This window comes from Paenirhizobium cremeum (assembly GCF_047553425.1).
Lineage (GTDB): Bacteria > Pseudomonadota > Alphaproteobacteria > Rhizobiales > Rhizobiaceae > Allorhizobium > Allorhizobium cremeum.
On record NZ_CP180217.1, the window covers coordinates 2,776,947 to 2,801,396 of the forward strand.

A 24,450-nucleotide genomic window follows, 5' to 3' on the forward strand; every position below is an offset into this window, starting at 1 on the left:
TTTTGCCGGGGACGACTATGGACCCGCGAGGCTTGCGTGAGTTGAGCTAGATCAATGCATCTGGCGTTTACCCCACCCACGAAGACAGGAGACCCGCCGCTGTCACAATTTCGCCACAGCCAGAATTGACGAATGATAAAAATGTAGCATGCTGCGTATTTTTTTGCCTTTCCGATACCGCGCCCGCCGCCAACAAGACTCATTTTCGGCGGACTGATTCTCGGATAGAATCTCGCGAGTTCCTGAACCGGACGATCGATCCCGATGCGCGCTTCACTCCATTCCGCTGCCCTCATGGTGCTGCTGGCTTTGTCACCCACAGCCACGAAAGCAGCCGAACCCGAACTCGCCGGCCTTGGCGATGCCGTACCCGGCTCATCCTCGGCGACCTTCTTCGATCTCGCGCGCAGCTTCGTTCCCGATCTTCAACCGGATGGAATGGGCTGGACCGGACATGCTCTCGACGCCAAGCTTTCGAAAAGGCTCGATCTGGAAACGGACTGGCCCGAAGGGCTTGCGATTGACGGCGTGGAAACGGTGACATTCGGCAGCGGCGCGAACCGGCGCCTTGCCGTGCTGTTCGATTTCGGTCCGTTGTCAGAGGAGCCGCTGGCACCGGCGATCCTCGCCCTTTATTCGGCAGAGAGCGAACCGCGGCTGCTCGATGCCGTCGATGTGGGGCTCGACCGCGAGACAGGGCTGGTCTCCCCTGTTGTGCTAGATCTCGGCGACGGGGCACAGGCGCTGGTCAGCGAAAGCAGCCACTGGAATTCGAACCAGACCTACCGGACAACGAGCATCGTGCTTGCCGATACCGACCGGCTGCAGAACATCGACGACATCCTCACCCTGTCGGAGCGCTATTGCGGCCTGAACCATCTTCAGGAACCGGCAATCTCGGTGGAACCCGAAAAGGCCGGCGGGCGCGCGGCCATTCGGGTCGAGGTCAAGATATACGACGAAAAGGTCGAGGAAAGCTGCGATACGCAGGTGACGCCGTCTGAAACCCGCACTGTCTCCGTGCTCTATCGCTGGAACAGCGAGACGAAAAGCTACAGGCCCGACTCGCAGGATCTGGAAAAGCTGGCGGAAGAAAACGAGAAACGGTTCTGAGCGAGGAGCCGCCTTCGCTCGCTGCCCCCTGAGCTGAAACGACAAGGCCCGGCCTCCCTGATGGAGAGCCGGGCGTTGTGTTCGGGATCGAATGTCCCGTCAGAACTTCAGGCCGAGGCCGACATTGACCACGTGCTGGTTGAAGTCGGTGTCGACTCCGAGAATGTCCTTCTCGGCATAGTCGTTATAGCGGTATTCGACACGGGTGAAGAGCTGGTCGGTCACGGCGTAGTCGAAGCCGGCGCCGAGGGTCCAGCCGTTCAGCATCTTGTCCTCACCGAAATCCGGACCGTCGACGGAGAAGTTCGTCGCCGTCCAGCCGCCGGCGGCATAGAGCAATGCGCGATCCATGGCATAACCGACACGGGCGCGGACGGAGCCGTTCAGGCCGGTGTGGACGTCCACGTCGCCATAACTGTTTTCGTTCCAGTCATAGTTCAGATCGCCTTCGACACCGACGATGACATTGCTGCCGACATCGAAGTTCCAGCCGGCAAAACCGCCGAACCGGCCGCCGTCGAAGTCGTCGGAGGCCGAGCCGACGCCGTCGTAGAAGTCGCCATTGCCCCAGCCATAACCGCCATGGGCACCGACATAGCCACCTGCCCAGGAGAAGACCGGCGTGGTCTCAACGGCTTGCGGCGGCGGCGCAGGTGCCTCGGACACGGCGTCTGCTGCAAGGGCCGTTGTGGAGATTGCCGCTGCGGCAATCGAACCAAGCACAAGTTTCTTCATCATAGAGGTACACTCCCTATCTCGCACTCCCGCCCTGGGCAGGAAAATGCGGTTGGTCATGACGTACATGTCACGGTGCTATAACAAGCACGAGACGCCACTTTGTTCCGCATACGGGGCATTTTTTAGGCGAAGGTGCAAAAGCGACACGGGCGACATGTCCCGTCGACGGCCAGGGAAGCGCTCCGACAGGTCCGAGAAGGCCATGACAACAAAGAGGCCCCCTCCCCGTGGATAGGGAGGGGGCACTGCTCCCGCCGCCGCGACGGGATGAAAGGCCCGCGCCCACCCTGGCGGCTCAGATGCCGAAGCCAGCCTGCTGCCGGTACATCGAACTCTGCCGGGAGCGCGGGCCTATCTTATGAAAGTCAGGCTGCGCGGCGATAGGCCGGGCGCGACAGCTTGCGGCCCGAGGCAACCACCATGCCGGCGGCACCTTCGAGCCAGTCCGGCTTGAGCTCCAGCGCAAGGAAGCGCTGGCGGGCGAACGGGCCAGGCATCACCAGATGCTGCGTCTTGCCGGAGAAGAACCCGAACCGCTCGTAATAGGGCGCATCGCCAACCAGCAGGATAGCGCCGTGATCGCGGTTCTTCGCCTCGAGGATGGCCGCACGCATCAGCGCCGCACCGATCCCCTTGCCCTCATGGGCGGCATCGACGGCCAGCGGCCCGAGGAGGAGCGCTTCCACGGCATTGCCGTCACGGCTGACACCCGCTTCGACGTTCCACAGCCGGACGGTGCCGATGACGTGGCCGTCCCGGTCGCGGGCGACGAAGGCGAGCCCTTCTGCCGGCAGACGGCCGCGGCGGATCTTCTCCGACGACTTCTTGCGACGGTCGGCGCCCATGGCGCGGTCGAGCAGCGCTTCGCGCGCAACGACGTCCGCCGGCGTTTCGACATCGATAACAAAGGCAGGTGCAGGCGCAAAGAATGCGCGCACGCTATCAAGAACAGCGGCCATTGTGGCCTCCCGAACCAAGAGAGTTTCCGATGATGTTGTTTTTGTTGCCGTGCCGGTCATGCCGGCACGGTCGACATCAGATGACGTAGGCCTTGAGCGGCTCGAAGCCGTTGAAGGCGACCGCCGAGTAGGTGGTCGTATAGGCACCCGTGCCTTCGATCAGAACTTCGTCGCCGATCGTGAGTGACACCGGCAGCGGATACATGTTCTTCTCGTAAAGCACGTCAGCGGAATCGCAGGTCGGACCGGCGAGCACGCAGGGCTCCATTTCGTCGCCATCGCGGGCGGTGCGGATCGGGTAGCGGATCGCCTCGTCCATGGTTTCGGCGAGACCGCCGAACTTGCCGATGTCCAGGAAGACCCAGCGATGCGTGTCGTTGTCCGACTTCTTCGAGACGAGGACGACCTCGGCCTTGATGACGCCGGCATTGCCCACCATGCCGCGGCCCGGCTCGATGATCGTGCGCGGAATATAGTTGCCGAAGTGCTTCTTCAGCGCGCCGTTGATCGCACGGCCATAGGCCTCAGCCGACGGTATGTCGCGCAGGTACTTGGTCGGGAAGCCGCCGCCCATGTTGACCATCTGCAGGTGGATGCCTTGCTTGGCGAGCGAGGTGAAGACGCGCTTGGCATCGCCGAGAGCGGCATCCCAGGCATCGACCTTGGTCATCTGCGATCCGACATGGAAAGACACGCCATAGGACTCGAGGCCGAGCTGGTGGGCATAGACCAGCACGTCGACCGCCATCTGCGGCACGCAGCCGAACTTGCGCGAAAGCGGCCATTCGGCGCCTTCGCCATCGGTCAACACGCGGCAGAATACGCGGGCGCCGGGAGCGGCGCGCGAGATCTTTTCGACTTCCTCATGGCTGTCGACTGCGAAGAGATCGACGCCGAGAGCGTGCGCGCGGGCGATGTCGCGCTCCTTCTTGATCGTGTTGCCGAAGGAGATGCGGTCGGCCGAAGCGCCGGCGTCGAGCGCCATCTGGATCTCGACAACCGAAGCGCAGTCGAAGTTCGAACCCATGGAGGCGAGCAGCGACAGGATTTCCGGAGCCGGATTGGCCTTTACGGCATAGTAGATGGAACTGTCCGGCAGGGCGTGACGGAAAGCGCTGTAGTTATCGCGCACGACGTCGAGATCGACCACGAGGCAGGGACCTTCCGGACGTCGGGTGTTGATGAAATCGAGAATACGAGCGGTGGCCATGGGTCTATCCCTCTCAAGTTCCAAAGATCCCGAACCCGTTGCCGGGCGCGGAAGGACAAAGGACGGCGAGACAAGGCACGAATCCAGCCGGTGGAGACACTGGTGCCGTACGAACGCTCGACGCGCGAAACGATGGATAAACGCCCTCTCAGTCGAGAGCATAAATCCGCTTTGTCTGCCATGGATTGGAGGGGAAACCCGACCGCACTTCCGGCAATGATGGTGTGCCTCTTCAGTGACCCCGGCTGATGGAAAGCCGGGAGAGAACCAGAAAGGCCCGCACCGTCGTTGCTTCAAGATGTCCTCGCATTTCCCGGTTGGCCGGAATAGCGACTGGAGGGGTTAGTTCCAGGTACCTTACCGATGACCTCACCTTAGGGATAAATCCCAGTTCGAGGGTCGGCGGACACCCACAGGCACGTGCGACTTTGGGCAGCCCGTGAGATATGAATATTCGCCGTCATAATCAAGAGCTTTTTGCACCCGCCCGGCAGAAAATTGATTGAACAATCCTCGATTTTGTTCACTATCCGCAACAGATCAGGGGGAAGACCGCTTCATGGACACGCTCACACGCATTCGCGCCTTCATCGACGTGGTCGAAGCCGAAGGTTTTTCCGCGGCAGCGCGCAAGACCGGTCGCTCCAAGGCGCTGCTCTCGAAATATGTGCGGGAACTCGAAGACGAACTCGGAGCCTTGCTCCTCAACCGCACGACGCGGCAGTTTTCGCTGACGGAGGCCGGCCATACTTATTATCGCACGGCCGCCGATATCCTGAAGGAGATCGACAACCTCGCCGACCTCGTTCGCGAGAACAACACCGACCTCAGGGGCAAGCTGAAGGTTACGGTGCCCAGAACCTTCATCGACGCGGATGTCGGCCAGTCCCTGATCGATTTCGCCAGGGAGCACCCAGATCTTTCGCTGGAAATCGTCGCCGACGACCGATTCGTCGATATGATCGAAGAAGGCTTCGATCTCGCGATCCGCATCACCCGCCTCGACGATTCCGGCCTGATTGCCAAAAAACTCTCGGATTTCCGCGTCTATGCCTGTGCGACCCCTGCCTTCATCGCGAAGTACGGCCCTCTCCCCCATCCCCAGGAACTGGCCCGGGTGCCCGTTATCATCGACACCAACTCCCGCTCGCATAACAGCGTGAAATTCGTCGAGCCCGATGGCACGCCGGTCTCGGTTGCCGTCAGCGGTCCGATCGAAGTCAACAGCCCGCAGGCGACGTTGCGCGCAGCCCGCGCCGGCCTCGGTATCGCGATGGTCCCGGATTTCATCGCAAAGCCCTATATTGCGTCGGGCGAACTGATATCCCTGTTCGACGAATACCTGCCCCGGGACCGCGGCATCTATGCGGTCTATCCGCACCGGCGCTACCTTCCCGCCAAGGTGCGCGTCTTTGTCGATTACCTTCACGGCTGGTTCCGCAAATATGCGTGAAAGGGCGCAAGCCGCCGAAGGGTCCCATTTCCGTCCCAATCCCCGGGCATGAGAGAATCACGCGCAAGCCGAAGAAAAAGGAAGAAGGCATGGGAAAGAGACTGGCGATCCTGGCGATGGCTTTGTCGCTCTCGCCTTTTCCGGCTTTCGCCCATCCGCACATCTTCGCCGAAGCCCGCCTCGAAGTGGTGGCCGGCGCGGACGGCTCCGTTGCCGAACTCAGAAATGTCTGGCGCTTCGACGACGTCTTTTCCTCGAGCGTCCTGATGGACTTCGACACAAACAGCGACCTGAAACTGGATCACAGCGAATTGCACGAGATCGCCGAAACGATCCGCACCTCGCTCGCCGATTACGGCTACTTCACCTTCATCACCAGCGACGGCGCCCCGATTTCGGTAGCCAAGCCCGAGACTTTCAACGTCGACTTCAAGGACCAGCAGCTTCTCGTCTTCTTCGTCGTGAAGCCCGAGAAGAAGGTGCCGATCAAGGGCAAGCTCTCCTTCGGCGTTCACGATCCGACGCTTTACACCGCCATCGATTTCTCGAAGGACGACGATATCGTGATCGAGGGCGACGGCTTCCGCCAATGCAAGCACAAGGTCGTTCGTCCGGACCCCGACGAGGTGATCGCCCAGAACCAGTCCACCCTGACGGAAGCATTTTTCAACGATCCCGCCGGCACGGACATGGGCAAGCTATTTGCGACGCGGCTTGAGGTGACATGCTGATGCGCCGCTTCATCCTGCGATCGCTCGCAGTGGTGGCGATGATTGCCGCCACGGCGACGGTTGCGCATGCGGGCTCTCCTCTCGGCATCGGCACCGCCGAGCCGTCCTTTCAGGCGACTGGCCCGTTCGGCGGCTGGCTTGCCTGGATCAACCAGAACCAGCAGGCTTTCTATCGCTCGCTCACCGGCACGCTGAAAGCCATGCGGGAAGATCCGTCGTCTCTTTCGCCCCTGCTTGCGCTTTCCTTCGCCTACGGTGTCTTTCATGCAGCAGGTCCGGGCCACGGCAAGGCCGTGATCTCCTCCTACATGATCGCCAACGAAACCGAACTGAAGCGCGGCGTCGCGATCTCCTTCGTCTCCGCCTTCCTGCAGGGCGTGGTAGCGATCGCGATCGTGGCCGCCGCCTATTTCGTGCTGCGGGGCACCGGCATCACCATGACGGCGGCGACGAACGCCATGGAAATCGCAAGCTTCGGCATGGTCATCGCCTTCGGCGTCTGGCTGCTGCTGCGGAAATTGAAGAGCATCCGGGTGGCCCGGCAGGCGCCGTTAAGCGCCGGCCTTTTCGATACCGCCGTACCGGTGAATGCCGCAGCGACGACCGGCCTGACCTTCCGCGTCGACGCTTTGGATCACGACCACAAGACCCTTCCTCCGGGGGCGATCTGCGCCGATTGCGGCATGACACACCTGCCCGACCCCAAAATGCTGTCGCAGCAGGATTTCCGTCTGCGCGAGGCGTGGTCGGCAATCGTCGCAGTCGGCCTGCGGCCCTGCTCCGGCGCATTGCTGGTGATGACCTTCGCTCTCCTCAACGGGCTCTATCTCGGCGGCGCCCTGTCGGTTTTCGCCATGGCGCTCGGCACGGCGATCACCGTTTCAGCACTCGCCATCGTCGCCGTCTCGGCAAAATCGCTGGCGGTGCGCGTCTCCGGTCCGGGTTCCGTCGCCGCCCGGCGCGTCGGAACCGCAATCGAGATCGCCGGCGCGCTTTTCGTCATCCTGCTTGGAGCCATACTGCTCGCGGCAGCGCTTCAATCGTGATGCCGGCCGGGGTCGCCACCCCGTCTGCGCTGGTGGCGGGCGCGAAGCCAGAGAACGATGAAGAAGGACATGATGCCAATCGTTCCGACGGCGGCCGCCAGAACGGGTGAATAATCCCCGATCCACAGCACCACCGTCGGCAGCGCCAGAAGCACCAGCGCAAAACCGATGACGATAATTGCTGCGGCCAGCGCCGGCGAACGCTCCTGCTTCCCGCCGCTCATGCCGCACCGCCCATCGCCAGGCCGGCGCGAATATCTTCAAGCCTGCGGACCTGCCGTCCTTCGGAATCGAAGTTTTCTGGCGCAAGCCACGCTTCGAAGCCCGCCTTCACCACCGGCCATTCGCCGTCGATGATCGAGAACCATGCCGTATCGCGGTTCTTTCCCTTGGACAGCATGTGCTGGCGGAACACGCCTTCGAAGGTGAAGCCGTAGCGCTTCGCCGTCGTCTTGCTGGGTTTGTTCTCGTTGTGGCACTTCCATTCATAGCGTCGATAGCCGAGATCGTCGAAAACATGGCGCGCCATCAGGTAATGCGCCTCCGTCGCAAGCGGGCTGCGGCTCATCGACGGACCGTGTGCGACGCCGCCGACCTCGACGACGCCGTTCGCCGGATCGGCGCGCATGTAGCTCGCCATGCCGACCACCTTACCGGTCTTGTTGTCGTGGAAGACATGCGTAACCCAGCCGCCCTTGGACTGCGCAGCCGCAAGCCATGTATCGAAGTCCCCGATGCCGGCGAAATCCGGCTGGGTGAAATAGGTGAGCAGGGAATTGATACCCATGCCGCCCAGACCGTCCCACAGGGCCTCGAGGTGTTTTTCCCGGTCATAGCCTTCGACGGTGACGAAGCGGCCTTTGAGCGTGACCGGCGTCGGCGCCGGGCAACCCTTGAATGTGGAAAGATCGCGCATGCTTGCCTCGCTAAAGCATGTCGCACAAAAGTGTTTAGCGGTTTTGCGCGACATGCGACGAAATAAGGACTTAAAGCGCACAGAGCGAATCCGAACGATCCCGACACGCTTTAGGTATTGGCAAAGCAGTAGGCCAGCCACCCGTCAAAGGCAACCGGCCCAAATGCGCCATGACCGCCTGCAATCAGACCTTGGCGGCCGAAACTGTCGCCTCGATGTGGTCGACCAGCGCGTCGGCAAGGCCGAGACGACCCGCGAGCAGATCGAGATAGCCCCGCTCGGCGCGGCTGTCCGGTTCGATGGCCAGCCGCGAGGCCGTATAGAGCTCGACCTTCTGTTCCTCGGTCTTCGCAGCCGCCACGAGGGAATCGATATCCGTCGGCGCCGAAAGCTCGGCCTCGATGAAGGTCTCCGCCTCGGCGCCGAGGCCGGAGAGGTGGATCTTGTCCATGATGTGACGGCGCTCTTCGGTGTCGATATGGCCATCGGCCTTGGACGCGGCGATCATCGCCCGGACGAGAGCCAGGGCGAAATCGTCACTGGCCGCCGGCGCCTCGGGGCTGAAGGGAGAATCGGCCGGCGGCGGCAGAAGTTCCGGTCCGGCGGAAGCCGCCTCCTGCGGAGCCTTGCCGGCCTGGTAATTCTTGTAGGCCTGATAACCGAGGCCCGCGATGGCGGCGAGCCCGCCGAGCTTCAACGCATTGCCGCCCAGCGAGCGGCCGGTCTTGGTGCCGAGCAGAACGGCGGCAATCGCGCCGGTCGCAAGCGGATTGTCCTTGGCGAGCTGGATGATGTCTCCAGCCTTCTGCTTCACGCTGCCGTCGGTGCCCGGCACCTGCGATCCGAGGAATTGGTCAAGCAGCTTCTTCGCATCGAACATCGGTTCTCTCCCTGGCTTTCATTGTCGAAAGCAACATAAGAAGCCGATTATGAAATTACAAAGACGCTGCCGACCTTTCTTCCGGGAAGCTTCGCCGATCAGCCGGCGAGAGCCGCCGCTTCCGCGGCAAGCTTCGTGATGCCCGCCCAGTCACCCGCCGCAACCAGTTCCTTCGGCGCAACCCAGGAACCACCGACGCAGACGACGTTGGGAAGGCTCAGATAATCCTTCGCGTTTTTGAGCGAGATGCCGCCGGTCGGGCAGAACAGCGTGCCCGCGAGCGGCGAGGACAGGGCCTTGAGATAGGCCGCGCCGCCGGCCTGTTCGGCGGGGAAGAACTTCAGCACCTGATAGCCTTCTTCGCGAAGGGCCATCACTTCGCTCGCTGTCGCGGCGCCCGGCAGCAAGGGAACATCGGAACCGCGCGCGACGTCCAGCAATTCCTGCGTGGTGCCGGGGCTGACGATGAACTGCGAGCCGGCATCGACGGCCGCATGGAAATGCGTGGCGTTCAGGATGGTGCCGGCGCCGACAACCGCGCCTTCCACCTCGTCGGCCACCCGGCGCACGGCTTCCAGCGCCGCATCGGTACGCATGGTGATCTCGATAGCCTTCAGTCCGCCCGCAACCAGCGCCCGGGCAAGCGGCACCGCGCTCTTGGCATCCTCAATGATAAGCACCGGCACGACCGGCTGCAGTTTCAAAGTGGAAAGAAGCTTTTCGGTTTTCGCGCCCATGGCAAGCCACCTCTTAAAACGATTGAAATCGGCTGAGGATTATCCCGCCAGCATGTCATTGTCGAGACAATTGCGCGCGCCCCCGCATTCCGATTGGCCTTTTACCAAAGTTACGTTAGGTTAATGCCGGTTGAAAGCCCGGAGGCCGGTCCATGGCAAAGGAAATCGAGCGGAAATTCCTCGTGGCAAACGACAGTTGGCGATCTCAGGCCACGTCCGCGACGCCGATGCGGCAGGCTTATCTTTCCGTCAACCACGATCGCTCCATCCGTGTCCGCACCAGCCATGACGAAACGGCCAAGCTGACGGTCAAGTTCGGTTCGGGTTCCCTCGTGCGCGACGAATTCGAATACAGCATCCCCTTCGAGGACGCCGCCGAGATGATCGAATTCGCGGTCGGCAATGTCATCGAGAAGGTGCGCTACACGGTGGATGTCAGCGGCTTCACCTGGGAAGTCGACGTGTTCGAAGGCGCCTATCGCGGATTGGTGATCGCCGAGGTCGAGCTCAAATCCGTAACCGATTGCCCGCCCCTGCCCGATTGGATCGGTCGCGAGGTCACGGGCGACCGTCGTTACTCCAATCAGGCGCTGGCGACCGAGCGCCTGAAGCCAGAGTTGGTGCATGCCGTATCGAATTAGGCCGGGACGTGATTTCGGCGCGGAGGTCAGGTCCGTCGCCGTCGAGCAACTTCATTTGGCCATTTCGGCATTCGAGGAGCAGCCGAACGGATTGCATGAAGCGATCCATGAAGCGCGCAAGAAATTCAAACGGGTCAGATCGCTTTATCGACTGGTTGTACTCGACAGACCGGAGTTTCGCGCGGCGGAGAACAACCGCCTCAGGGAAACAGCGCGGACCTTGTCGCTGGTGCGCGACGCCACCGCCCTGATCGAGACGGTGAGTTATCTTGAAAGCGATGCGCTGAACGATGACGAACGCCGCGCCCTTGCCCATGCGCGCGAAAAACTCACCGAACGGCGGGATAAGCTGGCCTCGGGCGAGACGGACCTGCCGGAAAAGGCGGCCGCAGCCGTGGAAAATTGCCGGGCGGCAATCGCTGCCATCGAAGAACAGGAGTTTCCGCAAGGTCCGAGAAAGACGGCCCGCCTTCTCGCGAAGGGCTGGCGGAAAAGCCTGAGGCGCGGACAAAAGGCGCTGGAGAATTGCCGCGGCGGCGCGCATGCCGAACTTTTCCATAATTTGCGCAAGGCCGGCCAGGCTTACTGGATGAACCTCTCGTTGCTGCGGGAAATCTGGCCCTCGGCCATGCGGGCGAAACGCGCCGAGGCCAAAAGTCTGGTGGAACTCCTTGGCCACGAACACGACCTCGCTCTTCTGATCGACCTCCTCGACCGGGAACCTGCGACGCTCGGCGACGGCGAAGAGGTCTCGCACCTCATCGGCGCCATCATCCGCCAGCAGCAGGAATTGCGCCACGATGCGTTGGACCTTGCCGAAAGGGCTTTCGCCGACCGACCGGAACGGGAAGCGAGCGCAATCGAGGCCCTGTGGATCGAGGCCGCGACCGGCTAACGCAGCGCCCCCGGCGTTCCCGCACGGTATCGCTGGCGTAACGTGGTGATCGTCTCCAAAAACACCGACGGATTGTCGAGCGCTCTCGACAGGACGATCGCGCCTTGGATACCGACAAGGATTTCATCGGCCAACCGCAGGGCTTCCTCATCGGATACTCCTGAACGCCCGATCGCAGTTGCCAGCGTCGCACGCCAGCGCGCGAAATAGCCGGTAACCGCGCCCGCAAAAATGTCCCGGCTGGAATCGAGAGCGATCAGGCCAACCAGGCAGATCCTCCGTCCCGCACGAAAGTACGCCTCGACGGCATCGAACATCCCCGCGATGGCGGACCGAGGCTCATCGGCCTCGGAGAGCGGCGTGAAGATATGCTTCTCGAACCAGTTGGCAACGTCGTCGAGAACCGCCTCGGCCATCTCCTCCTTGCCACCCGGAAAGAAGTGATAGAGGCTGCCCTTGCCGATGCCCGTGCGCGTGTTGATGATGCCGAGGGTCGTTCCTGCGTAGCCATGCTCGCGGAAAACCTCGGCAAGCATCGCCACCGCATCCTTTCTTTCCATCTGAAGCTTCACCATGACCGCCGCCTCAGGCGCTCTTGCGCAAGGGATAGACATGTCCCGAAAAGCGGTGGAAGGCATAGGCGACGGCAACCAGCGATATTGAGCCCAGGGCAACCGGGAACACTAGGAAATCCATGTCCGGATGGCTGCTGAAGACGACGAGCGGATCGGCGCCCGCCGGCGGATGGGTGACCCGCAGCGCCGACATCAGCGCAATGGCAAGACCGACGGCAATCGCCGCCGCCCACCATGCATCAGGAAGCAGAACACGCAGCGCAAGGCCGATTGCGGTCGATACCAGATGCCCGAACACAACGTTCATCGGCTGCGAAAGCGGGCTCGCGGGCTGGGAGAAGAGCAGCACGCAGCTCGCACCAAATGGCGCCATCATCAGCGGATGCCCTGTCCGCAGCGTTAGAAGGCCGAGCAGGGCGATGGCGATGGCCCCGCCCAACCCGCCGATGGCGGCGCGCGCCATTCCGATCGCTGGCTGGTGACGCAGAAGAAAGTGACGCATCCTGTTGCCCTCAAACTGTACCATTTGGAATTAAATGTACCGATAAGTACACAATTATAAAATACAGTCAAGCCAGTATTGCGAGAAGCAGCATCGCAAGAATGCCGGTGCCCTGCTAGGCTTCATCCATGACCCGGTCCACGCGCCTCCTCTCGTTCCTGCAGATCCTGCGCAGCCACCGCCGCCCGGTTGCCGGGCGGACGCTGGCCGACGAACTCGGCATCTCGCTTCGGACACTTTACCGCGACATCGCCGCACTTCAGGCCGAGGGTGCCGAAATCGAGGGCGAGCCCGGCTTCGGCTATGTGCTGCGTCCCGGCTACATGCTGCCGCCCCTGATGTTTTCCGCCGATGAGATAGAAGCGCTGGTGCTCGGCATGCGGCTGGTCGCCAGCAAGACCGATCCGCAGCTCGCGCTTGCCGCCCGCGACGCACTCTCCAAGATCGATGCCGTCCTTCCCGCCGACCTGAGGACAAGGATGGCGGCAAGCCCGCTGCTTGCAGGCGGAAAGCCCGGCCTCTCCGAAGATCGGGTGGATCTCGCCCTGTTGCGCAAGGCGATGCACACCGAGCAGCCCCTGAAGATCGCCTATCGCGACGAAAAGGGCAGCACCACCGAACGCGTCGTATGGCCCTTCGCGCTTGCCTTCTTCGATGGCGCCCGCGTGCTTCTCGCCTGGTGCACGCTGCGCAACGACTTCCGCCACTTCCGAACCGACCGGATGGAGATCGTCGAACAGGGAGAGGGGCGCTATCCTCGCCGCCGCGCGCAACTGCTGAAGGAATGGCGGCAGAAGACCGGCATTGCCGAACGTCTCGTCTGACACCGCATCTTGCTGACATTTTCTGACAGCATGCCGGACTAGTCTCAGGCTCTCGAAAAGGAGAACCCGATGACACCGAACCTCACCATCCTCTACGTCGACAGCCCGGAAAAGAGCGCGGCCTTCTATGCCGGCCTTTTCGGCGTGAAGCCCGTCGAACAATCCGCGACCTTCGCCATCTTCGTCTTTCCCGGCGGCATCAAGCTCGGCCTTTGGTCGCGCCACACCGTCGAACCGGCCGCAACCGGCACCGCGGGCATGGTCGAGATCGCCGTTCCGCTGGAAAGCCCCGCCGCGGTCGATGACGCCTGGGCGAAGATCGGACCCGCCGGGCAGACGATCCTGCAAGCACCCGTGGACATGGAATTCGGCCGCACCTTCCTGCTTGCCGATCCCGACGGACACCGCATCCGCTTCTACAACCCTCCGGTTTGATCGCCATGGCCTGGATCATCGTGGCATCCGCCGATCATGTCGCGGGCGGGGTTGCCGGCGGCTTCGTGCAGGCCTGCCATGGAAAGGATGCGCCACTCAGGCGCATCCGGCCCGGCGAGACGATCATCGCCTACTCCTCCTCAGCGATCTACGGTCGGGCAGTGCCGCTCAAGGCTTTCACCGCCATCGGCACCCTCCTTGAAAGGCCGCCCTATCGGGTGGAAATGATGGAAGGTTTTCACCCCGCCCGCCGCGATGTCGAATGGCACGTCTCGCAGCCCGCCCCGATCCGGCCCCTGCTCGACCGGCTGGAACTGACCAGGGGAAAACGGAACTGGGGCTATGCCTTCCGCTTCGGCATTTTGCGCATCGCCGAAGAGGATGCGGCAATCATCGCCGCAGCGATGAATGCAGGCGCGGCTCCCCTTCGTTCGACACCAGAGGAAGCGCTCCAGCTCCCGCTGTTTGGAATTTGACAAAATTCAAACTGCGGCAGAGCACGCGAAAACCGTTGCTTCGCAGCGGCTGAGGCAGTATTTCCCGGGCCATGACCGACGATCTCCAAATCCCTCGCCATGAAGAGGGCGGCGCTTTCTGCGTCGCCGCGCTCTATCATTTCGCCCGCTTCCCGCGTTATGAAAGTTTCCGCGAGCCGCTTTACGCGCTTTGCCGCGAGAACGGCATCAAGGGCACGCTGCTTCTGGCTACCGAGGGCATCAACGGCACCGTCGCCGGTACGGATGAGGGCATCGCGAAACTGCTCGCCTTCCTGCGCGCCCAGCCGGAATTCGTCGAACTCGTGCACAAGGAAAGCCGCGCATCGAAGATGCCCTTCCTGCGCATGAAGGTGCGACTGAAGAAAGAGATCGTCACCATGGGCGTCGAGGGCATCGATCCCAACAAGATCGTCGGCACCTATGTCGAGCCGAAGGACTGGAACGCCCTGATCTCCGATCCCGAGACCATCGTGATCGACACCCGCAACGATTACGAGACGGCGATCGGCATCTTCAAGGGCGCAATCGACCCGAACATCAAGACTTTCCGCGAATTTCCCGACTGGATGCGCAACAATCCCGGCCTGCACAACAAGCCGAAGATCGCCATGTACTGCACCGGCGGCATCCGCTGCGAAAAGTCGACCGCTTTCGCCAAGGAGATCGGCTTCGATCAGGTTTACCATCTGAAGGGCGGCATCCTAAAATATCTCGAGGAAGTGCCGCCGGAGGAAAGCCTCTGGGACGGCGCATGCTTCGTCTTCGACGAGCGCGTCTCGATCACCCACGGCCTTGCGGAAGGCGAGCACACGCTCTGCCATGCCTGCCGCTATCCGCTGACGGCGGAAGAGGTGAAGTCACCGCTGTTCGAGGAGGGCGTTTCCTGCCCGCACTGCTACAACGACCGCACCGAAGCAGACCGCGAGCGTTACCGCCAGCGCCAGCGGCAGATCGCGCTGGCGAAGAAGCGCGGCGAGCGGCACATCGGCAGCTGAGACCGCCTGCGCCCGCCTCGGGGGCGGGCTCATTTGCCTTTCCCGTCCCCGCTGTGATGTTCCTTGACGTTGTCGATTTCATACATCAGCGCCTTGAAGGCGATGATCGCCTTTTCGTCGCCGAGCCTGCGGTCGCCGACCATCGGCTCCAGCGTCTCGATCACCAGACGCAGCGCATCCTCCACCCTGCCGAGCTGCTTGCCATAGCTTGCGACCCCGCTCAGGATATCCTTTTCGACCTCGGGATTGGTCGAGGGGCCGAGATCGATGCTGAGGTTGAACAACCCCACCTGGCTGCCGGCGCCCGGACTGAAGATCCATGTCCAGGGATTGATCGCCTGCGAGACATCGCCGGAGAACGGCGCATTGAATACGGGAAGCTGAAGCCTGGCCATCGTCACCTCCATTGCAACCAATAGGGGCAGTGTCCGCTGTTGCAGCGCAAAATGCAATCGTGATCCGCTGAAACGAAAAAGCCCCCTCCTTGCGGAGAGGGCTCTTCGGATTGTCGATCACTCGCAAGGATCAGAAGGACGGGATCAGCGCGCCCTTGAACTCCTCGTTGATGAAGGTCCGGATGCTGTCGTCGTGGTAGGACTCGACCAGCGTCTTTACCCACGGAGCGTCCTTGTCGGCCGTGCGAACGGCGATGACATTGGCGTAGGGCGACTTGTCGCCTTCGATGGCGATCGCGTCGGTCTTCGGATGCAGGCCGGCTTCGAGCGCGTAGTTGGTGTTGATGACGGCTGCATCGACGTCATCGAGCGAACGTGGCAGCTGGGCAGCGTCGAGTTCGGCGAACTGGATGTTCTTCGGGTTTTCGGTCACATCGGCCGGACCAACCTTCAGGCCCTTGGCCGCATCGACCTTGATGAGGCCCTTGGAGGCCAGAACGAGAAGCGCGCGGCCGCCATTGGTCGGGTCGTTCGGGATGGCGACGGTTGCGCCGTCCTTCAGTTCGTCGAGGCTCTTCACCTTCTTCGAATAGACGCCCATCGGGGTGGTGATGGTGGTGCCGACGCTGACGATGTCGAAACCGCGGTCAGCGATCTGGTTGTCGAGATAGGGCTGGTGCTGGAAGGAGTTGGCGTTGAGGTCGCCATCGGCCAGCGCCTGGTTCGGAACGACATAGTCTGAGAACTCGACGATCTCGATGTTGAGGCCCTTCTTGGCGGCGATGTCCTTCACCTTTTCCATGATCTGGGCATGTTCGCCGGCGGTCACGCCGACCTTGATGTCTTCAGCCAGGGCAGCGCCGGCGGAAAAGTGGGCTGCGATGGCAGCGGCGACGATCAGTTTCCTCATTGTGTTTTCTCCTTGGGTTTACTGAAGGGAGGTTTCAGTTCTTTCGGCTGCGTTTGTCGAAGCGCCGCGCCAGCGTATCGCCGGCGCTTTGCACCGCCTGCACCAGCACGATCAGCACCACGACGACAGCGAGCATCACTTCCGGCATGAAGCGCTGGTAGCCATAACGGATGCCCAGGTCGCCGAGCCCGCCGCCGCCGACCGCGCCGACCATGGCCGAGTAGCCGATCAGGCTGACGAGCGTCAGCGTCAGCGCCAACGTGATGCCGGGCAGCGCCTCGGCCAGCAGCACCTTGGTGACGATCTGGAACGGCGTGGCGCCCATGGCGCGCGCGGCCTCGATCAGCCCCTTGTCCACGTCCCGGATCGCCGCTTCGATCAGGCGGGCGACGAAGGGAACGGTCGAGATCGTCAGCGGCACGATAGCCGCGATCGTGCCGATCGAGGTCCCGGTGATGAACCGGGTCAGCGGAATGATGGCCACCACGAGAATGATGAACGGCGTCGAGCGGAGCGCATTGACGATCAGCCCGATGATACGGTTGACCGCCGGCGCGGCGAACAGTTCGCCCTTTCCGCTGGTCGCGAGGAAGACGCCCATCGGCAGGCCGATCAAGGTGCCGACCAGTCCGGCGGCGCCCACCATCTGCAGGGTCTGCCAGAGGGCCTTCAGGAGCAGGTTGACGAGCATATCAGGCGCCATAGCCGAGCACCTCCGTGGCAAGACCGGTCTGCTTATAGAAATCGTTGGCCCGTTCCAGCGTTGCCGGATCGGCCGGATAGGACACCACCAGCGAGCCGAAAGGTTCGCCGGCGATCTCGTCGATTGCGCCGGCAAGAATGTTGACGTCAGGACCGATCTCCGCGACGAGCCGCGCGGTCAACGGCTGGAATGCCGTCTCGCCGAAGAAGATCAGCCGGACGAGCGCGCGCTCGCCGAGAGCGGGTTCGCTCTTCAGGTCCGAGCGTATCCATTCGGGAAGCTTCGCCCCGATCGAAGCGGAAAGCAGCGCCTGTGTCGTCTCATGGCGCGGCCTCGTGAAAATGTCGAAGGTGCGGCCGCTCTCGACGATCAGCCCCTTGTCTATTACCGCTACCTCGGAGGCAATCGTCTTCACCACCTCCATCTCGTGGGTGATGAGCAGCACCGTCAGGCCGAGGTCGCGGTTGATGGTCTTCAGCAGCTCGAGGATCGACTGCGTGGTCTCGGGATCGAGCGCCGAGGTCGCCTCGTCGGAGAGCAGAAGCTTCGGCTCGGTCGCAAGCGCGCGGGCAATGCCGACGCGCTGCTTCTGTCCGCCGGAAAGCTCGGCCGGATAGCGGCCCGCCTTGTCCGAAAGGCCGACGAGATCGATCAGCGGCCTCACCCGCGCTTTGATTGTCTTTCGGTCGATGCCGGCAATCTCCAGCGGCAAGGCGATGTTGTCGTACACGGTGCGGGACGACAGCAGGTTGAAATGCTGGAAGATCATGCCCACCGAACGGCGAAGGGTCCGAAGGCCCGCCTCATCCAGCGCTCCGACATCGACGCCATCGACGATCACCTTGCCAGAGGTGGGCAGTTCGAGCCCGTTGACGAGCCGGATCAGCGTCGACTTGCCGGCACCGGAACGGCCAATGATCCCCGTGATCGCGCCTTTCGGCACGACATAATCGACGCCGCCAAGCGCAGTGAAGGCCGGCTGCCCCTTGGCGCCGCCGAAATGCTTGGTCACACCTTCGAATGCCACCATCGGACGCGCGGCCGACGTCAGGTTCTCGGCAGGCACGCTCATCGACCGCCTCCTCTTGGGGCTTCGCGCGAAATAGGTCGGTTCTTCATGAAAGTCTCTTCGGTGAAAGCCGTCAATCGACGGCAAAGATGGTCGCAGGCCGGATAGTTCTATCGCGGCATACACATTCGGACGTTAGGGCGCCGATCTAGCATCTTTGACTTCACCTTTTCAAACCCGCCGGCGCACATGCTCGGCATATCTGCCATGCGCCGGGGACCGTGGATCTGTTTATGACTCCGCAGGTCCAGCCTGCCGAGAGATATTTTGCCCAAAGCACCCCGCATTTCCGGAAAATTTGTCCGATCGGAGAGAATCTCATCCGACAATATTGACAACTAGTTTTCATTATTGGAAACTAGTTGTCCAATTTGGAGATCGCCATGCAACAACGCACCGCCGAAGCACAGGCACTGACGGACATCATGCTGGCCGTATTCCGCATCAACGGGCGGCTTCTCGAGGGCGGCGACCGGCTGGTCGCACCACTCGATCTCACCAGCGCCCGCTGGCAGGTGCTTGGCGCGATTGCGCTGGCTGCGACACCCCGCACCGTGCCGCAGATTGCCGAGGCAATGGGGATGACCCGGCAAGGTGCGCTGAAACAGGTTGCCAAGCTGGAGGCGGACGGCTTTCTGTCCAGTCGCGCCAATCCCCGCCACAAGCGCTCGCCGCTCTATGCCCTGACGGAAAAGGGTGCCGACGCCTACCGCTCCGTCGACACCATCTACACCACATGGGCCAACACGCTTGCCGAAGGCCTTGATCTTCGGCGGTTGGAACAGGCCCGCACGCTGCTTGCCGAGTTCGACAATCGTCTTGAAAACGACCCTCATGTCAAAGGAACCAGCCGATGAAAACCGTTATCCACGCCACCGCCGGCACGCTGGCGCTTGTCATCATCGCAACCTTCCTGGCCTCCACCGTCATCGCGGAACTGTGCCTGGATTACCGGGCGATCAGCGTTGTGAAGACTGCGATCTTCTATGGCGTCTTCCTTCTCGTGCCGCTGATGGCGATCACCGGCGGCAGCGGCTTTGCTCTCGCGGCAAACCGTTCGGGCGGACTGGTCGAAAGGAAGAAGGCGCGCATGCGGATCATCGGCGCGAATGGCGTGCTGGTCATGCTGCCGGCTGCGGTGTTCCTGTATTTTCGGGCGAATGCCGGTTCCTTCGACGGCCAGTTCTACGTCGTGCAGATCGTCGAACTGGCGGGCGGCATACTGCAACTCTATCTTCTCACCCTGAACTTCAGGGATGGACGGCGCATGACCGAAAAGAAGCGCCTGCTGGCCACGCGGAACGCGGCCTGAAACCAGATATGGAAAAGACTGCCGGACGAAAAGCCCGGCAGCCTGAGGCATTATTTCACTTCGATGACGAATTCGTCCTTTGGACGGCGCACCTTCTTGAGGTTCACCAGCCAGTCGCCGTCTTCCTGCCGATAGCCGATCGGCATGATCGTCACCGAACGCAGGCCCCGCTCGCGAAGACCAAGGATTTCATCGAGCTTGTCGGGATCGAAACCTTCCATCGGAGTTGCATCGACGCCCTCGAAGGCGGCTGCTGTCAGACCGATGCCGAAACCGATATAGGCTTGACGGGCGGCATGCTCGAAGTTCACCTTCTCGTCGCGTGGCGGATAGAGCGACAGCAGGCGCTGACGATAGGCTTCCCAGCCCTCGTTCTTGAAGCCGCGCACCTCGTTGACGAGATCGAACATGCCGTTGATCCGGTCCGGTGTATAGTTGTCCCACGCCGCAAAGACGAGGAGATGCGAACCTTCCGTGACCTGCGTCTGGTTCCAGGCAATCTCCTGGATCTTCGCCCGCACCTCAGGATTGGTTACGACGATGACTTCGTAAGGCTGCAGGCCGCTGGAGGTCGGAGCAAGGCGGATCGCCTCAAGGATGCGTTCGACCTTCTCCTGCGGAACGACCTTGGAGGGGTCCATCTTCTTGGTGGCATAACGCCAGTTGAGTTTTTCAAGGAGCATGGGGAATAGCCTTCTGGTTTTACCGTCGTTCCGGCTCAGGACCCGGGAACGATCCAGACGCGAAGGAAAGATGGTATTGATTAGTAACCAGGCTCAAATAGGTAACTTGAAAAGACGCACAAGAAGGCACATTTTTGATACCAGTTTGATTAGAGGAAACGGATGCACAGCCACTTCGATCCCGCCAAGTGCCAGACGGTCAGCGAGATACTGTCGCGCATCGGCGACAAATGGAGTGTGCTCATCATCATGAAGCTCGGCTCCGGCCCGTCGCGTTTCAGCGATCTGAAACGTTCCGTTGTCGGCATCTCCCAGCGTATGCTGACGCTCACCCTGCGTGCGCTCGAGCGTGACGGCCTCGTCAGCCGCACTGTTCATCCGACCGTTCCGCCAAGTGTCGTCTACGAACTCACCGACCTCGGTCGCTCCTTGTCGAAGCCGATAGAAGCCATGGGTGGATGGGTTTTCTGCAATCACGAAAAGATCCACGAGGCGCGCGCGGAATTCGATAGCCGCTACGCCGCGTCGGATGAGAATTCGGCAGAGCTACACAAGCCATAGCCCCAAATGGAAACCAGCCGGACTGCAAGGCAATCCGGCTGGAACAACTCACGGGAAAGGCAGCCGGTTCTCAGCCTGCCTGATGATTGCCCCTCGGAAACTGGGCCGCGAGTTCGCTGTACCACTTGCCGCTCTTCTTGATGGTGCGCGCCTGCGTCTCGTAGTCGACATGCACGAGGCCGAAGCGCATGCGATAGCCTTCCGCCCACTCGAAATTATCCATCAGGCTCCAGGCGAAATATCCCGACATCGGGAAGCCGTCCTTCAGGAGATCGGCGACAATACCGATGTGCTCGACATAGTAGTCGAGACGCGGCTGGTCATCGACCTCGCCGTTTTCGACTTCCATGTTGTAGCAGGCGCCATTCTCGGTGATGTAGCAGACAGGCAGATCGTAGCGCTTGTAAAGACCCTCGACCAGCGACTTCAGCGCCGGCGCATAGACTTCCCAGCCGATATCCGTCTTCACCTTGGAAACCGGCGGCGCGCCCGTGGTCGCCGGGAATTCCGCGCCCGGCGTCGGATCGTCGGCGACCCGCATCGGCGTGTAGTAGTTGAGACCCCACCAGTCGAGCTTCTGGTTGATGATCGCCATGTCGCCGTCCTCGATCGGCGGCATACGGTCGCCGAGCGCCGACATGAACTGGTCCGGATATTCCCCCTTCACGATGGGGTCGAAGAACACGCCGTTGTGGAACTGGAAGGCCCGCTCGGCCGCAGCCTTGTCCGCTGCGCTGTCGGAAGCCGCGATCACCTCATGGGCGTTGAGCACGATGCCGGCCGGCACCTGCGGCGCCACCTGCCGGATGGCGTCGATGCCAAGGCCGTGGGCGAGATTGGTGTAGTGTAGTGCATGAAGTGCCGCATCCATGTTCTTCTCGCCGGGAGCGTGGATGCCGTAGAGATGCGAAAGCCAGACCGAACACCAGGGTTCGTTGAAGGTCGCAACCGCATCCAGCCGGTCGCCGAGACGGGCCATGACGATCTTCGCATAGCGCTGGAAGGCATAGGCCGTGCTGCGCGCGGTCCAGCCACCGTCACCCATCAGCGCAAGCGGCAGATCCCAGTGATAAAGCGTGGCGAAGGCCTTGATGCCGCGCACCTTCAGCCCATCGAGCAGCCTGTCGTAGAAATCGAGCCCGGCCTCGTTGATGCGGCCCGTGCCATCGGGAATGATCCGCGGCCATGCGATCGAGAAGCGATAGGCGGAAACCCCCATCTCCTTCATCATGTCGAGATCCTGTTCCCACAGGTGATAGTGGTCGCAGGCGACATCGCCGTTGTGACGGCCGTAGACGCGGCCCGGCATGTTGCAGAAGGCGTCCCATATGGACGGCTTGCGGCCATCCTCCTTCGAGGCACCTTCGATCTGGAAGGAAGCGGTGGCGACACCGAATACGAAATCGCCGGGAAAGCGGTCGGCAAGGCTCTTCGGATCGATCATCTGGTCACTCGTTTTTCCTGATGCGCCGGACGGTATGGACGGATTTTCCGCCGGCACGTTGAATTTGGCCGCGGGCGGTTTAGACCAAAGTAGCCTCATGGTACAAGCCGCAAGGCCCGTTTTCTGCAACGTTTCAGGAGTTACGACCGATAAAAACCCGAAAAAGTGCAGCGGCGAATGCGTTTCACCGCTGCATCACCCGTCAGAGGGAGACCCAGGCCCCGTCCTTCTTCGATGACGCCACGCAGGCCTCGACAAAGGCGACGCCCTTCACGCCATCATCGATGGTCGGATAAACCACGGCCGGATCGACCGGCTTGCCTGCCTTGAAGGCGGCAATTGCAAGGGCTGCTTCCGAATAGATCGTGGCGAAGGCTTCGAGATAGCCCTCGGGATGACCGCCCGGAATGCGGCTGACGCGGGTCGCCGCCGCACCGGCTCCCGCACCGTTACGGGTCGCCAGACGCTTCTGCTCGCCGAACGGCGTGAACCAGAGATAGTTCGGATTTTCCTGCTGCCATTCGAGGCCTCCCTTCGTGCCATAGACGCGAAGCTTCAGCGCATTTTCGTTGCCCGGAGCGACCTGGCTGCACCACAGCATGCCCTTGGCACCACCCTCGAAGCGCAGGAGCACATGGCCGTTGTCGTCGACCCGGCGCCCCTCGACGAAACTGTCGAGATCGGCGGCAAGGCTCTTCAACGTGAGACCGGTGACGAAGGAGGCGAGGTTGAAGGCATGCGTGCCGATGTCGCCGGTCGCGCCGCCGACGCCGGACTGTTTGGGATCGGTGCGCCAGACGGCCTGCTTGGCGCCGGTCTGCTCCACCGCTTCCGTCAGCCAGTCCTGCGCATATTCGACCTGTACGACGCGAAGGTCGCCCAGCGCGCCGGAAGCGACCATCTCGCGCGCCTGCCGCACCATCGGATAGCCGGTGTAGTTGTGGGTCAGGATGAACAGCGCCTTCGATGCCTCGGCCGCCGCCTTCAGTTTCTTTGCGTCATCGAGGCTCGATGTCAGCGGCTTGTCGCAAATGACGTGGATGCCGCGTTCCAGAAAGGCCTTCGCCGCCGGATAGTGCATGTGGTTCGGAGTGACGATGGAAACGGCCTCGATGCCATCGGGGCGTTTCGCTTCCTTCTCCGCCATCTCCTCGAACGAACCGTAGCAGCGCTCGGGATCGAGCCCGAGATCGCGCCCCGAAGCGATCGACTTTTCCGCCGTCGAGGAAAGCGCGCCCGCAACGAGTTCGAAGTGATCGTCGAGACGCGCCGCCATACGATGCACACCGCCGATGAATGCGCCCTGTCCGCCGCCCACCATGCCGAGCCGGATACGCTTTCCACCTGCCTGCTCCGCTTTGCCTGCTTCGATCGTCATGAAGTTTCTCCCTTGATTTTGTTTCCATTCTTGCGGGCGACGGGCTGGATTTGCGGTTTTCCCGACGCTAGATTATTGTTGCGCAAAAGAAGGATGCCCTGACAGTGACCTTTTGAAGACCCGCCTCACCAGAGGCGAAAGCATCATCGCCGCCTGCCTCGACGGGGCCCTGCGGCTTGCGACAATGCTCGAACAGGTCTTCACACCATGCCCCTTCTCAATCCCGATATCGCCTATCCCATCACGCTTGCCGACGGAACGCCTTACCGGCAGACCATGTACCTCAAGAACGTCATCGATCACCCGCGGATCGACGTCGGCGACTTCAGCTATTTCAGTCACTCCGCAGCGGCGGAAGAAACCGCCGGCCTGCTTGCCCCTTATCTTTATCCGGTCAGCAAGGAGAAGCTGGTTATCGGCAGGTACGTTCAGATCGCCCGCGGCGCGTTCTTCATCACATCCTCGGCCAATCATCCCATGGCGGGCTTCACCACCTATCCGTTCCGCATCTTCCGGCAGGAGACGATCAACGGCTACGACGACCTGCCGGTCAAAGACACGGTGGTCGGCCATGACGTCTGGATCGGCCACAACGCCACGATCATGCCCGGCGTGACCATCGGCAACGGCGCCATCGTCGCTGCAGCATCCGTCGTCACGCGGGACGTCCCGCCCTTTGCTATCGTCGGCGGCAACCCTGCCTCGGTGATCCGGATGCGCTTCGATGAAGGGACAATTGCCAGCCTTCTCGACATCGCCTGGTGGGATTGGTCGGTAGACAGGATCGAGCGCAACCTCGCTGCCCTCGAAGGCTGCGATATCGCAGCCCTTCGGACGGCCTGACGGTA

Annotated in this window: 30 protein-coding genes; 14 read left to right on the plus strand and 16 right to left on the minus strand. The window is 61.8% G+C overall.

Annotation, left to right across the window (positions count from 1 at the left end; genetic code table 11):
• The first annotated feature begins 264 nt into the window (after positions 1 to 264).
• Positions 265 to 1,113: a hypothetical protein gene (locus ACLBKR_RS13690; RefSeq protein WP_113442323.1), complete on the plus strand. Its 849-nt coding sequence runs from the start codon at positions 265 to 267 to the stop codon at positions 1,111 to 1,113.
• Between the two features lie 99 nt (positions 1,114 to 1,212).
• On the opposite strand, the gene ACLBKR_RS13695 is transcribed toward ACLBKR_RS13690, so the two are convergent.
• From ACLBKR_RS13695 to odc2, 3 genes are all read right to left on the minus strand, one after another.
• Positions 1,213 to 1,848, minus strand: coding sequence for an outer membrane protein (locus ACLBKR_RS13695; RefSeq protein ID WP_112828824.1), 636 nt, complete (start codon positions 1,846 to 1,848; stop codon positions 1,213 to 1,215).
• A gap of 368 nt (positions 1,849 to 2,216) precedes the next feature.
• Positions 2,217 to 2,810: a GNAT family N-acetyltransferase gene (locus tag ACLBKR_RS13700; protein WP_112828765.1), complete on the minus strand. Its 594-nt coding sequence runs from the start codon at positions 2,808 to 2,810 to the stop codon at positions 2,217 to 2,219.
• A gap of 76 nt (positions 2,811 to 2,886) precedes the next feature.
• A complete protein-coding gene (gene odc2 / locus ACLBKR_RS13705; RefSeq protein WP_414899432.1) occupies positions 2,887 to 4,020 on the minus strand; it encodes an ornithine/lysine decarboxylase in 1,134 nt (377 codons plus the stop codon).
• Between the two features lie 559 nt (positions 4,021 to 4,579).
• Here odc2 and ACLBKR_RS13710 point away from each other — a divergent pair.
• From ACLBKR_RS13710 to ACLBKR_RS13720, 3 genes are all read left to right on the plus strand, one after another.
• A complete protein-coding gene (locus tag ACLBKR_RS13710; RefSeq protein ID WP_112828767.1) occupies positions 4,580 to 5,473 on the plus strand; it encodes a LysR family transcriptional regulator in 894 nt (297 codons plus the stop codon).
• Positions 5,474 to 5,562: 89 nt separating this feature from the next.
• Positions 5,563 to 6,204, plus strand: a complete 642-nt coding sequence (locus tag ACLBKR_RS13715) for a DUF1007 family protein (RefSeq protein WP_113340761.1) — start codon at positions 5,563 to 5,565, stop codon at positions 6,202 to 6,204.
• A complete protein-coding gene (locus ACLBKR_RS13720) occupies positions 6,198 to 7,250 on the plus strand; it encodes a nickel/cobalt transporter (protein WP_113340762.1) in 1,053 nt (350 codons plus the stop codon). Before ACLBKR_RS13715 ends, ACLBKR_RS13720 begins: the two co-directional genes overlap by 7 nt.
• Here the strand turns inward: ACLBKR_RS13720 and ACLBKR_RS13725 are convergent.
• From ACLBKR_RS13725 to ACLBKR_RS13740, 4 genes are all read right to left on the minus strand, one after another.
• A complete protein-coding gene (locus tag ACLBKR_RS13725; RefSeq protein WP_113340763.1) occupies positions 7,241 to 7,474 on the minus strand; it encodes a hypothetical protein in 234 nt (77 codons plus the stop codon). The two genes, ACLBKR_RS13720 and ACLBKR_RS13725, sit on opposite strands and share 10 nt — an antisense overlap.
• Positions 7,471 to 8,166, minus strand: a complete 696-nt coding sequence (locus ACLBKR_RS13730; protein ID WP_113487497.1) for a GNAT family N-acetyltransferase — start codon at positions 8,164 to 8,166, stop codon at positions 7,471 to 7,473. Before ACLBKR_RS13730 ends, ACLBKR_RS13725 begins: the two co-directional genes overlap by 4 nt.
• Before the next feature lie 184 nt (positions 8,167 to 8,350).
• Entirely contained in the window at positions 8,351 to 9,046 is a 696-nt protein-coding gene (locus tag ACLBKR_RS13735) for a tellurite resistance TerB family protein (RefSeq protein WP_113340765.1), read from the minus strand.
• Between the two features lie 98 nt (positions 9,047 to 9,144).
• Complete coding sequence (locus tag ACLBKR_RS13740) at positions 9,145 to 9,783, minus strand: 2-dehydro-3-deoxy-phosphogluconate aldolase (protein WP_112828773.1); 639 nt, start codon at positions 9,781 to 9,783, stop codon at positions 9,145 to 9,147.
• 152 nt (positions 9,784 to 9,935) lie between these two features.
• Between ACLBKR_RS13740 and ACLBKR_RS13745 the strand changes: the two genes are divergently transcribed.
• Positions 9,936 to 10,424: a CYTH domain-containing protein gene (locus tag ACLBKR_RS13745; protein WP_112828774.1), complete on the plus strand. Its 489-nt coding sequence runs from the start codon at positions 9,936 to 9,938 to the stop codon at positions 10,422 to 10,424.
• Positions 10,408 to 11,319: a CHAD domain-containing protein gene (locus tag ACLBKR_RS13750; protein WP_113447669.1), complete on the plus strand. Its 912-nt coding sequence runs from the start codon at positions 10,408 to 10,410 to the stop codon at positions 11,317 to 11,319. The genes ACLBKR_RS13745 and ACLBKR_RS13750 overlap by 17 nt, the downstream gene beginning before the upstream one ends.
• Here the strand turns inward: ACLBKR_RS13750 and ACLBKR_RS13755 are convergent.
• Positions 11,316 to 11,894 (minus strand): TetR/AcrR family transcriptional regulator, encoded by a 579-nt coding sequence (locus ACLBKR_RS13755; protein WP_414899433.1) that lies wholly within the window; start codon positions 11,892 to 11,894, stop codon positions 11,316 to 11,318. The two genes, ACLBKR_RS13750 and ACLBKR_RS13755, sit on opposite strands and share 4 nt — an antisense overlap.
• Before the next feature lie 10 nt (positions 11,895 to 11,904).
• Complete coding sequence (locus ACLBKR_RS13760; protein WP_113442337.1) at positions 11,905 to 12,396, minus strand: HPP family protein; 492 nt, start codon at positions 12,394 to 12,396, stop codon at positions 11,905 to 11,907.
• A gap of 128 nt (positions 12,397 to 12,524) precedes the next feature.
• Between ACLBKR_RS13760 and ACLBKR_RS13765 the strand changes: the two genes are divergently transcribed.
• The 4 genes from ACLBKR_RS13765 to ACLBKR_RS13780 all read left to right on the plus strand — a co-directional run bounded on the left by ACLBKR_RS13765 (position 12,525) and on the right by ACLBKR_RS13780 (position 15,147).
• Entirely contained in the window at positions 12,525 to 13,220 is a 696-nt protein-coding gene (locus ACLBKR_RS13765; protein ID WP_113447670.1) for a helix-turn-helix transcriptional regulator, read from the plus strand.
• Positions 13,221 to 13,289: 69 nt separating this feature from the next.
• Positions 13,290 to 13,655: a VOC family protein gene (locus tag ACLBKR_RS13770; protein ID WP_113424467.1), complete on the plus strand. Its 366-nt coding sequence runs from the start codon at positions 13,290 to 13,292 to the stop codon at positions 13,653 to 13,655.
• A 5-nt stretch (positions 13,656 to 13,660) separates the two neighbouring features.
• On the plus strand, positions 13,661 to 14,131 hold the full coding sequence (locus ACLBKR_RS13775) for an EVE domain-containing protein (RefSeq protein ID WP_414899434.1): 471 nt from the start codon (positions 13,661 to 13,663) through the stop codon (positions 14,129 to 14,131).
• Between the two features lie 71 nt (positions 14,132 to 14,202).
• Positions 14,203 to 15,147 (plus strand): rhodanese-related sulfurtransferase, encoded by a 945-nt coding sequence (locus tag ACLBKR_RS13780; RefSeq protein WP_113424466.1) that lies wholly within the window; start codon positions 14,203 to 14,205, stop codon positions 15,145 to 15,147.
• 29 nt (positions 15,148 to 15,176) lie between these two features.
• On the opposite strand, the gene ACLBKR_RS13785 is transcribed toward ACLBKR_RS13780, so the two are convergent.
• The 4 genes from ACLBKR_RS13785 to ACLBKR_RS13800 all read right to left on the minus strand — a co-directional run bounded on the left by ACLBKR_RS13785 (position 15,177) and on the right by ACLBKR_RS13800 (position 18,185).
• Positions 15,177 to 15,542, minus strand: coding sequence for a hypothetical protein (locus ACLBKR_RS13785; RefSeq protein WP_113424465.1), 366 nt, complete (start codon positions 15,540 to 15,542; stop codon positions 15,177 to 15,179).
• A 130-nt stretch (positions 15,543 to 15,672) separates the two neighbouring features.
• Positions 15,673 to 16,452 carry a MetQ/NlpA family ABC transporter substrate-binding protein gene (locus ACLBKR_RS13790; protein ID WP_113424464.1) on the minus strand — a complete coding sequence of 260 codons (780 nt, stop codon included), beginning with the start codon at positions 16,450 to 16,452 and terminating at the stop codon, positions 15,673 to 15,675.
• 34 nt (positions 16,453 to 16,486) lie between these two features.
• Positions 16,487 to 17,155, minus strand: coding sequence for a methionine ABC transporter permease (locus ACLBKR_RS13795; protein WP_112828781.1), 669 nt, complete (start codon positions 17,153 to 17,155; stop codon positions 16,487 to 16,489).
• Positions 17,145 to 18,185, minus strand: coding sequence for a methionine ABC transporter ATP-binding protein (locus ACLBKR_RS13800; protein ID WP_113424620.1), 1,041 nt, complete (start codon positions 18,183 to 18,185; stop codon positions 17,145 to 17,147). The genes ACLBKR_RS13795 and ACLBKR_RS13800 overlap by 11 nt, the downstream gene beginning before the upstream one ends.
• Positions 18,186 to 18,607: 422 nt before the next feature.
• Here ACLBKR_RS13800 and ACLBKR_RS13805 point away from each other — a divergent pair, with 422 nt between their 5' ends.
• Together ACLBKR_RS13805 and ACLBKR_RS13810 are read left to right on the plus strand one after the other, a co-directional pair.
• Positions 18,608 to 19,081, plus strand: coding sequence for a MarR family transcriptional regulator (locus ACLBKR_RS13805; RefSeq protein ID WP_162757609.1), 474 nt, complete (start codon positions 18,608 to 18,610; stop codon positions 19,079 to 19,081).
• A complete protein-coding gene (locus tag ACLBKR_RS13810) occupies positions 19,078 to 19,536 on the plus strand; it encodes a hypothetical protein (RefSeq protein WP_113438060.1) in 459 nt (152 codons plus the stop codon). The genes ACLBKR_RS13805 and ACLBKR_RS13810 overlap by 4 nt, the downstream gene beginning before the upstream one ends.
• Positions 19,537 to 19,586: 50 nt before the next feature.
• Here ACLBKR_RS13810 and ACLBKR_RS13815 read toward each other — a convergent pair whose 3' ends face one another.
• Positions 19,587 to 20,219, minus strand: coding sequence for an NAD(P)H-dependent oxidoreductase (locus ACLBKR_RS13815; protein WP_113438061.1), 633 nt, complete (start codon positions 20,217 to 20,219; stop codon positions 19,587 to 19,589).
• A 162-nt stretch (positions 20,220 to 20,381) separates the two neighbouring features.
• Between ACLBKR_RS13815 and ACLBKR_RS13820 the strand changes: the two genes are divergently transcribed.
• Positions 20,382 to 20,780 (plus strand): winged helix-turn-helix transcriptional regulator, encoded by a 399-nt coding sequence (locus ACLBKR_RS13820; protein WP_112828785.1) that lies wholly within the window; start codon positions 20,382 to 20,384, stop codon positions 20,778 to 20,780.
• 70 nt (positions 20,781 to 20,850) lie between these two features.
• On the opposite strand, the gene ACLBKR_RS13825 is transcribed toward ACLBKR_RS13820, so the two are convergent.
• On the minus strand, positions 20,851 to 22,224 hold the full coding sequence (locus tag ACLBKR_RS13825; protein ID WP_113438062.1) for a GH1 family beta-glucosidase: 1,374 nt from the start codon (positions 22,222 to 22,224) through the stop codon (positions 20,851 to 20,853).
• A gap of 202 nt (positions 22,225 to 22,426) precedes the next feature.
• Positions 22,427 to 23,602, minus strand: a complete 1,176-nt coding sequence (locus tag ACLBKR_RS13830) for a Gfo/Idh/MocA family protein (protein WP_113424461.1) — start codon at positions 23,600 to 23,602, stop codon at positions 22,427 to 22,429.
• Between the two features lie 207 nt (positions 23,603 to 23,809).
• Here ACLBKR_RS13830 and ACLBKR_RS13835 point away from each other — a divergent pair, with 207 nt between their 5' ends.
• Positions 23,810 to 24,445, plus strand: coding sequence for a CatB-related O-acetyltransferase (locus ACLBKR_RS13835; protein WP_113424460.1), 636 nt, complete (start codon positions 23,810 to 23,812; stop codon positions 24,443 to 24,445).
• Positions 24,446 to 24,450 lie beyond the last annotated feature (5 nt).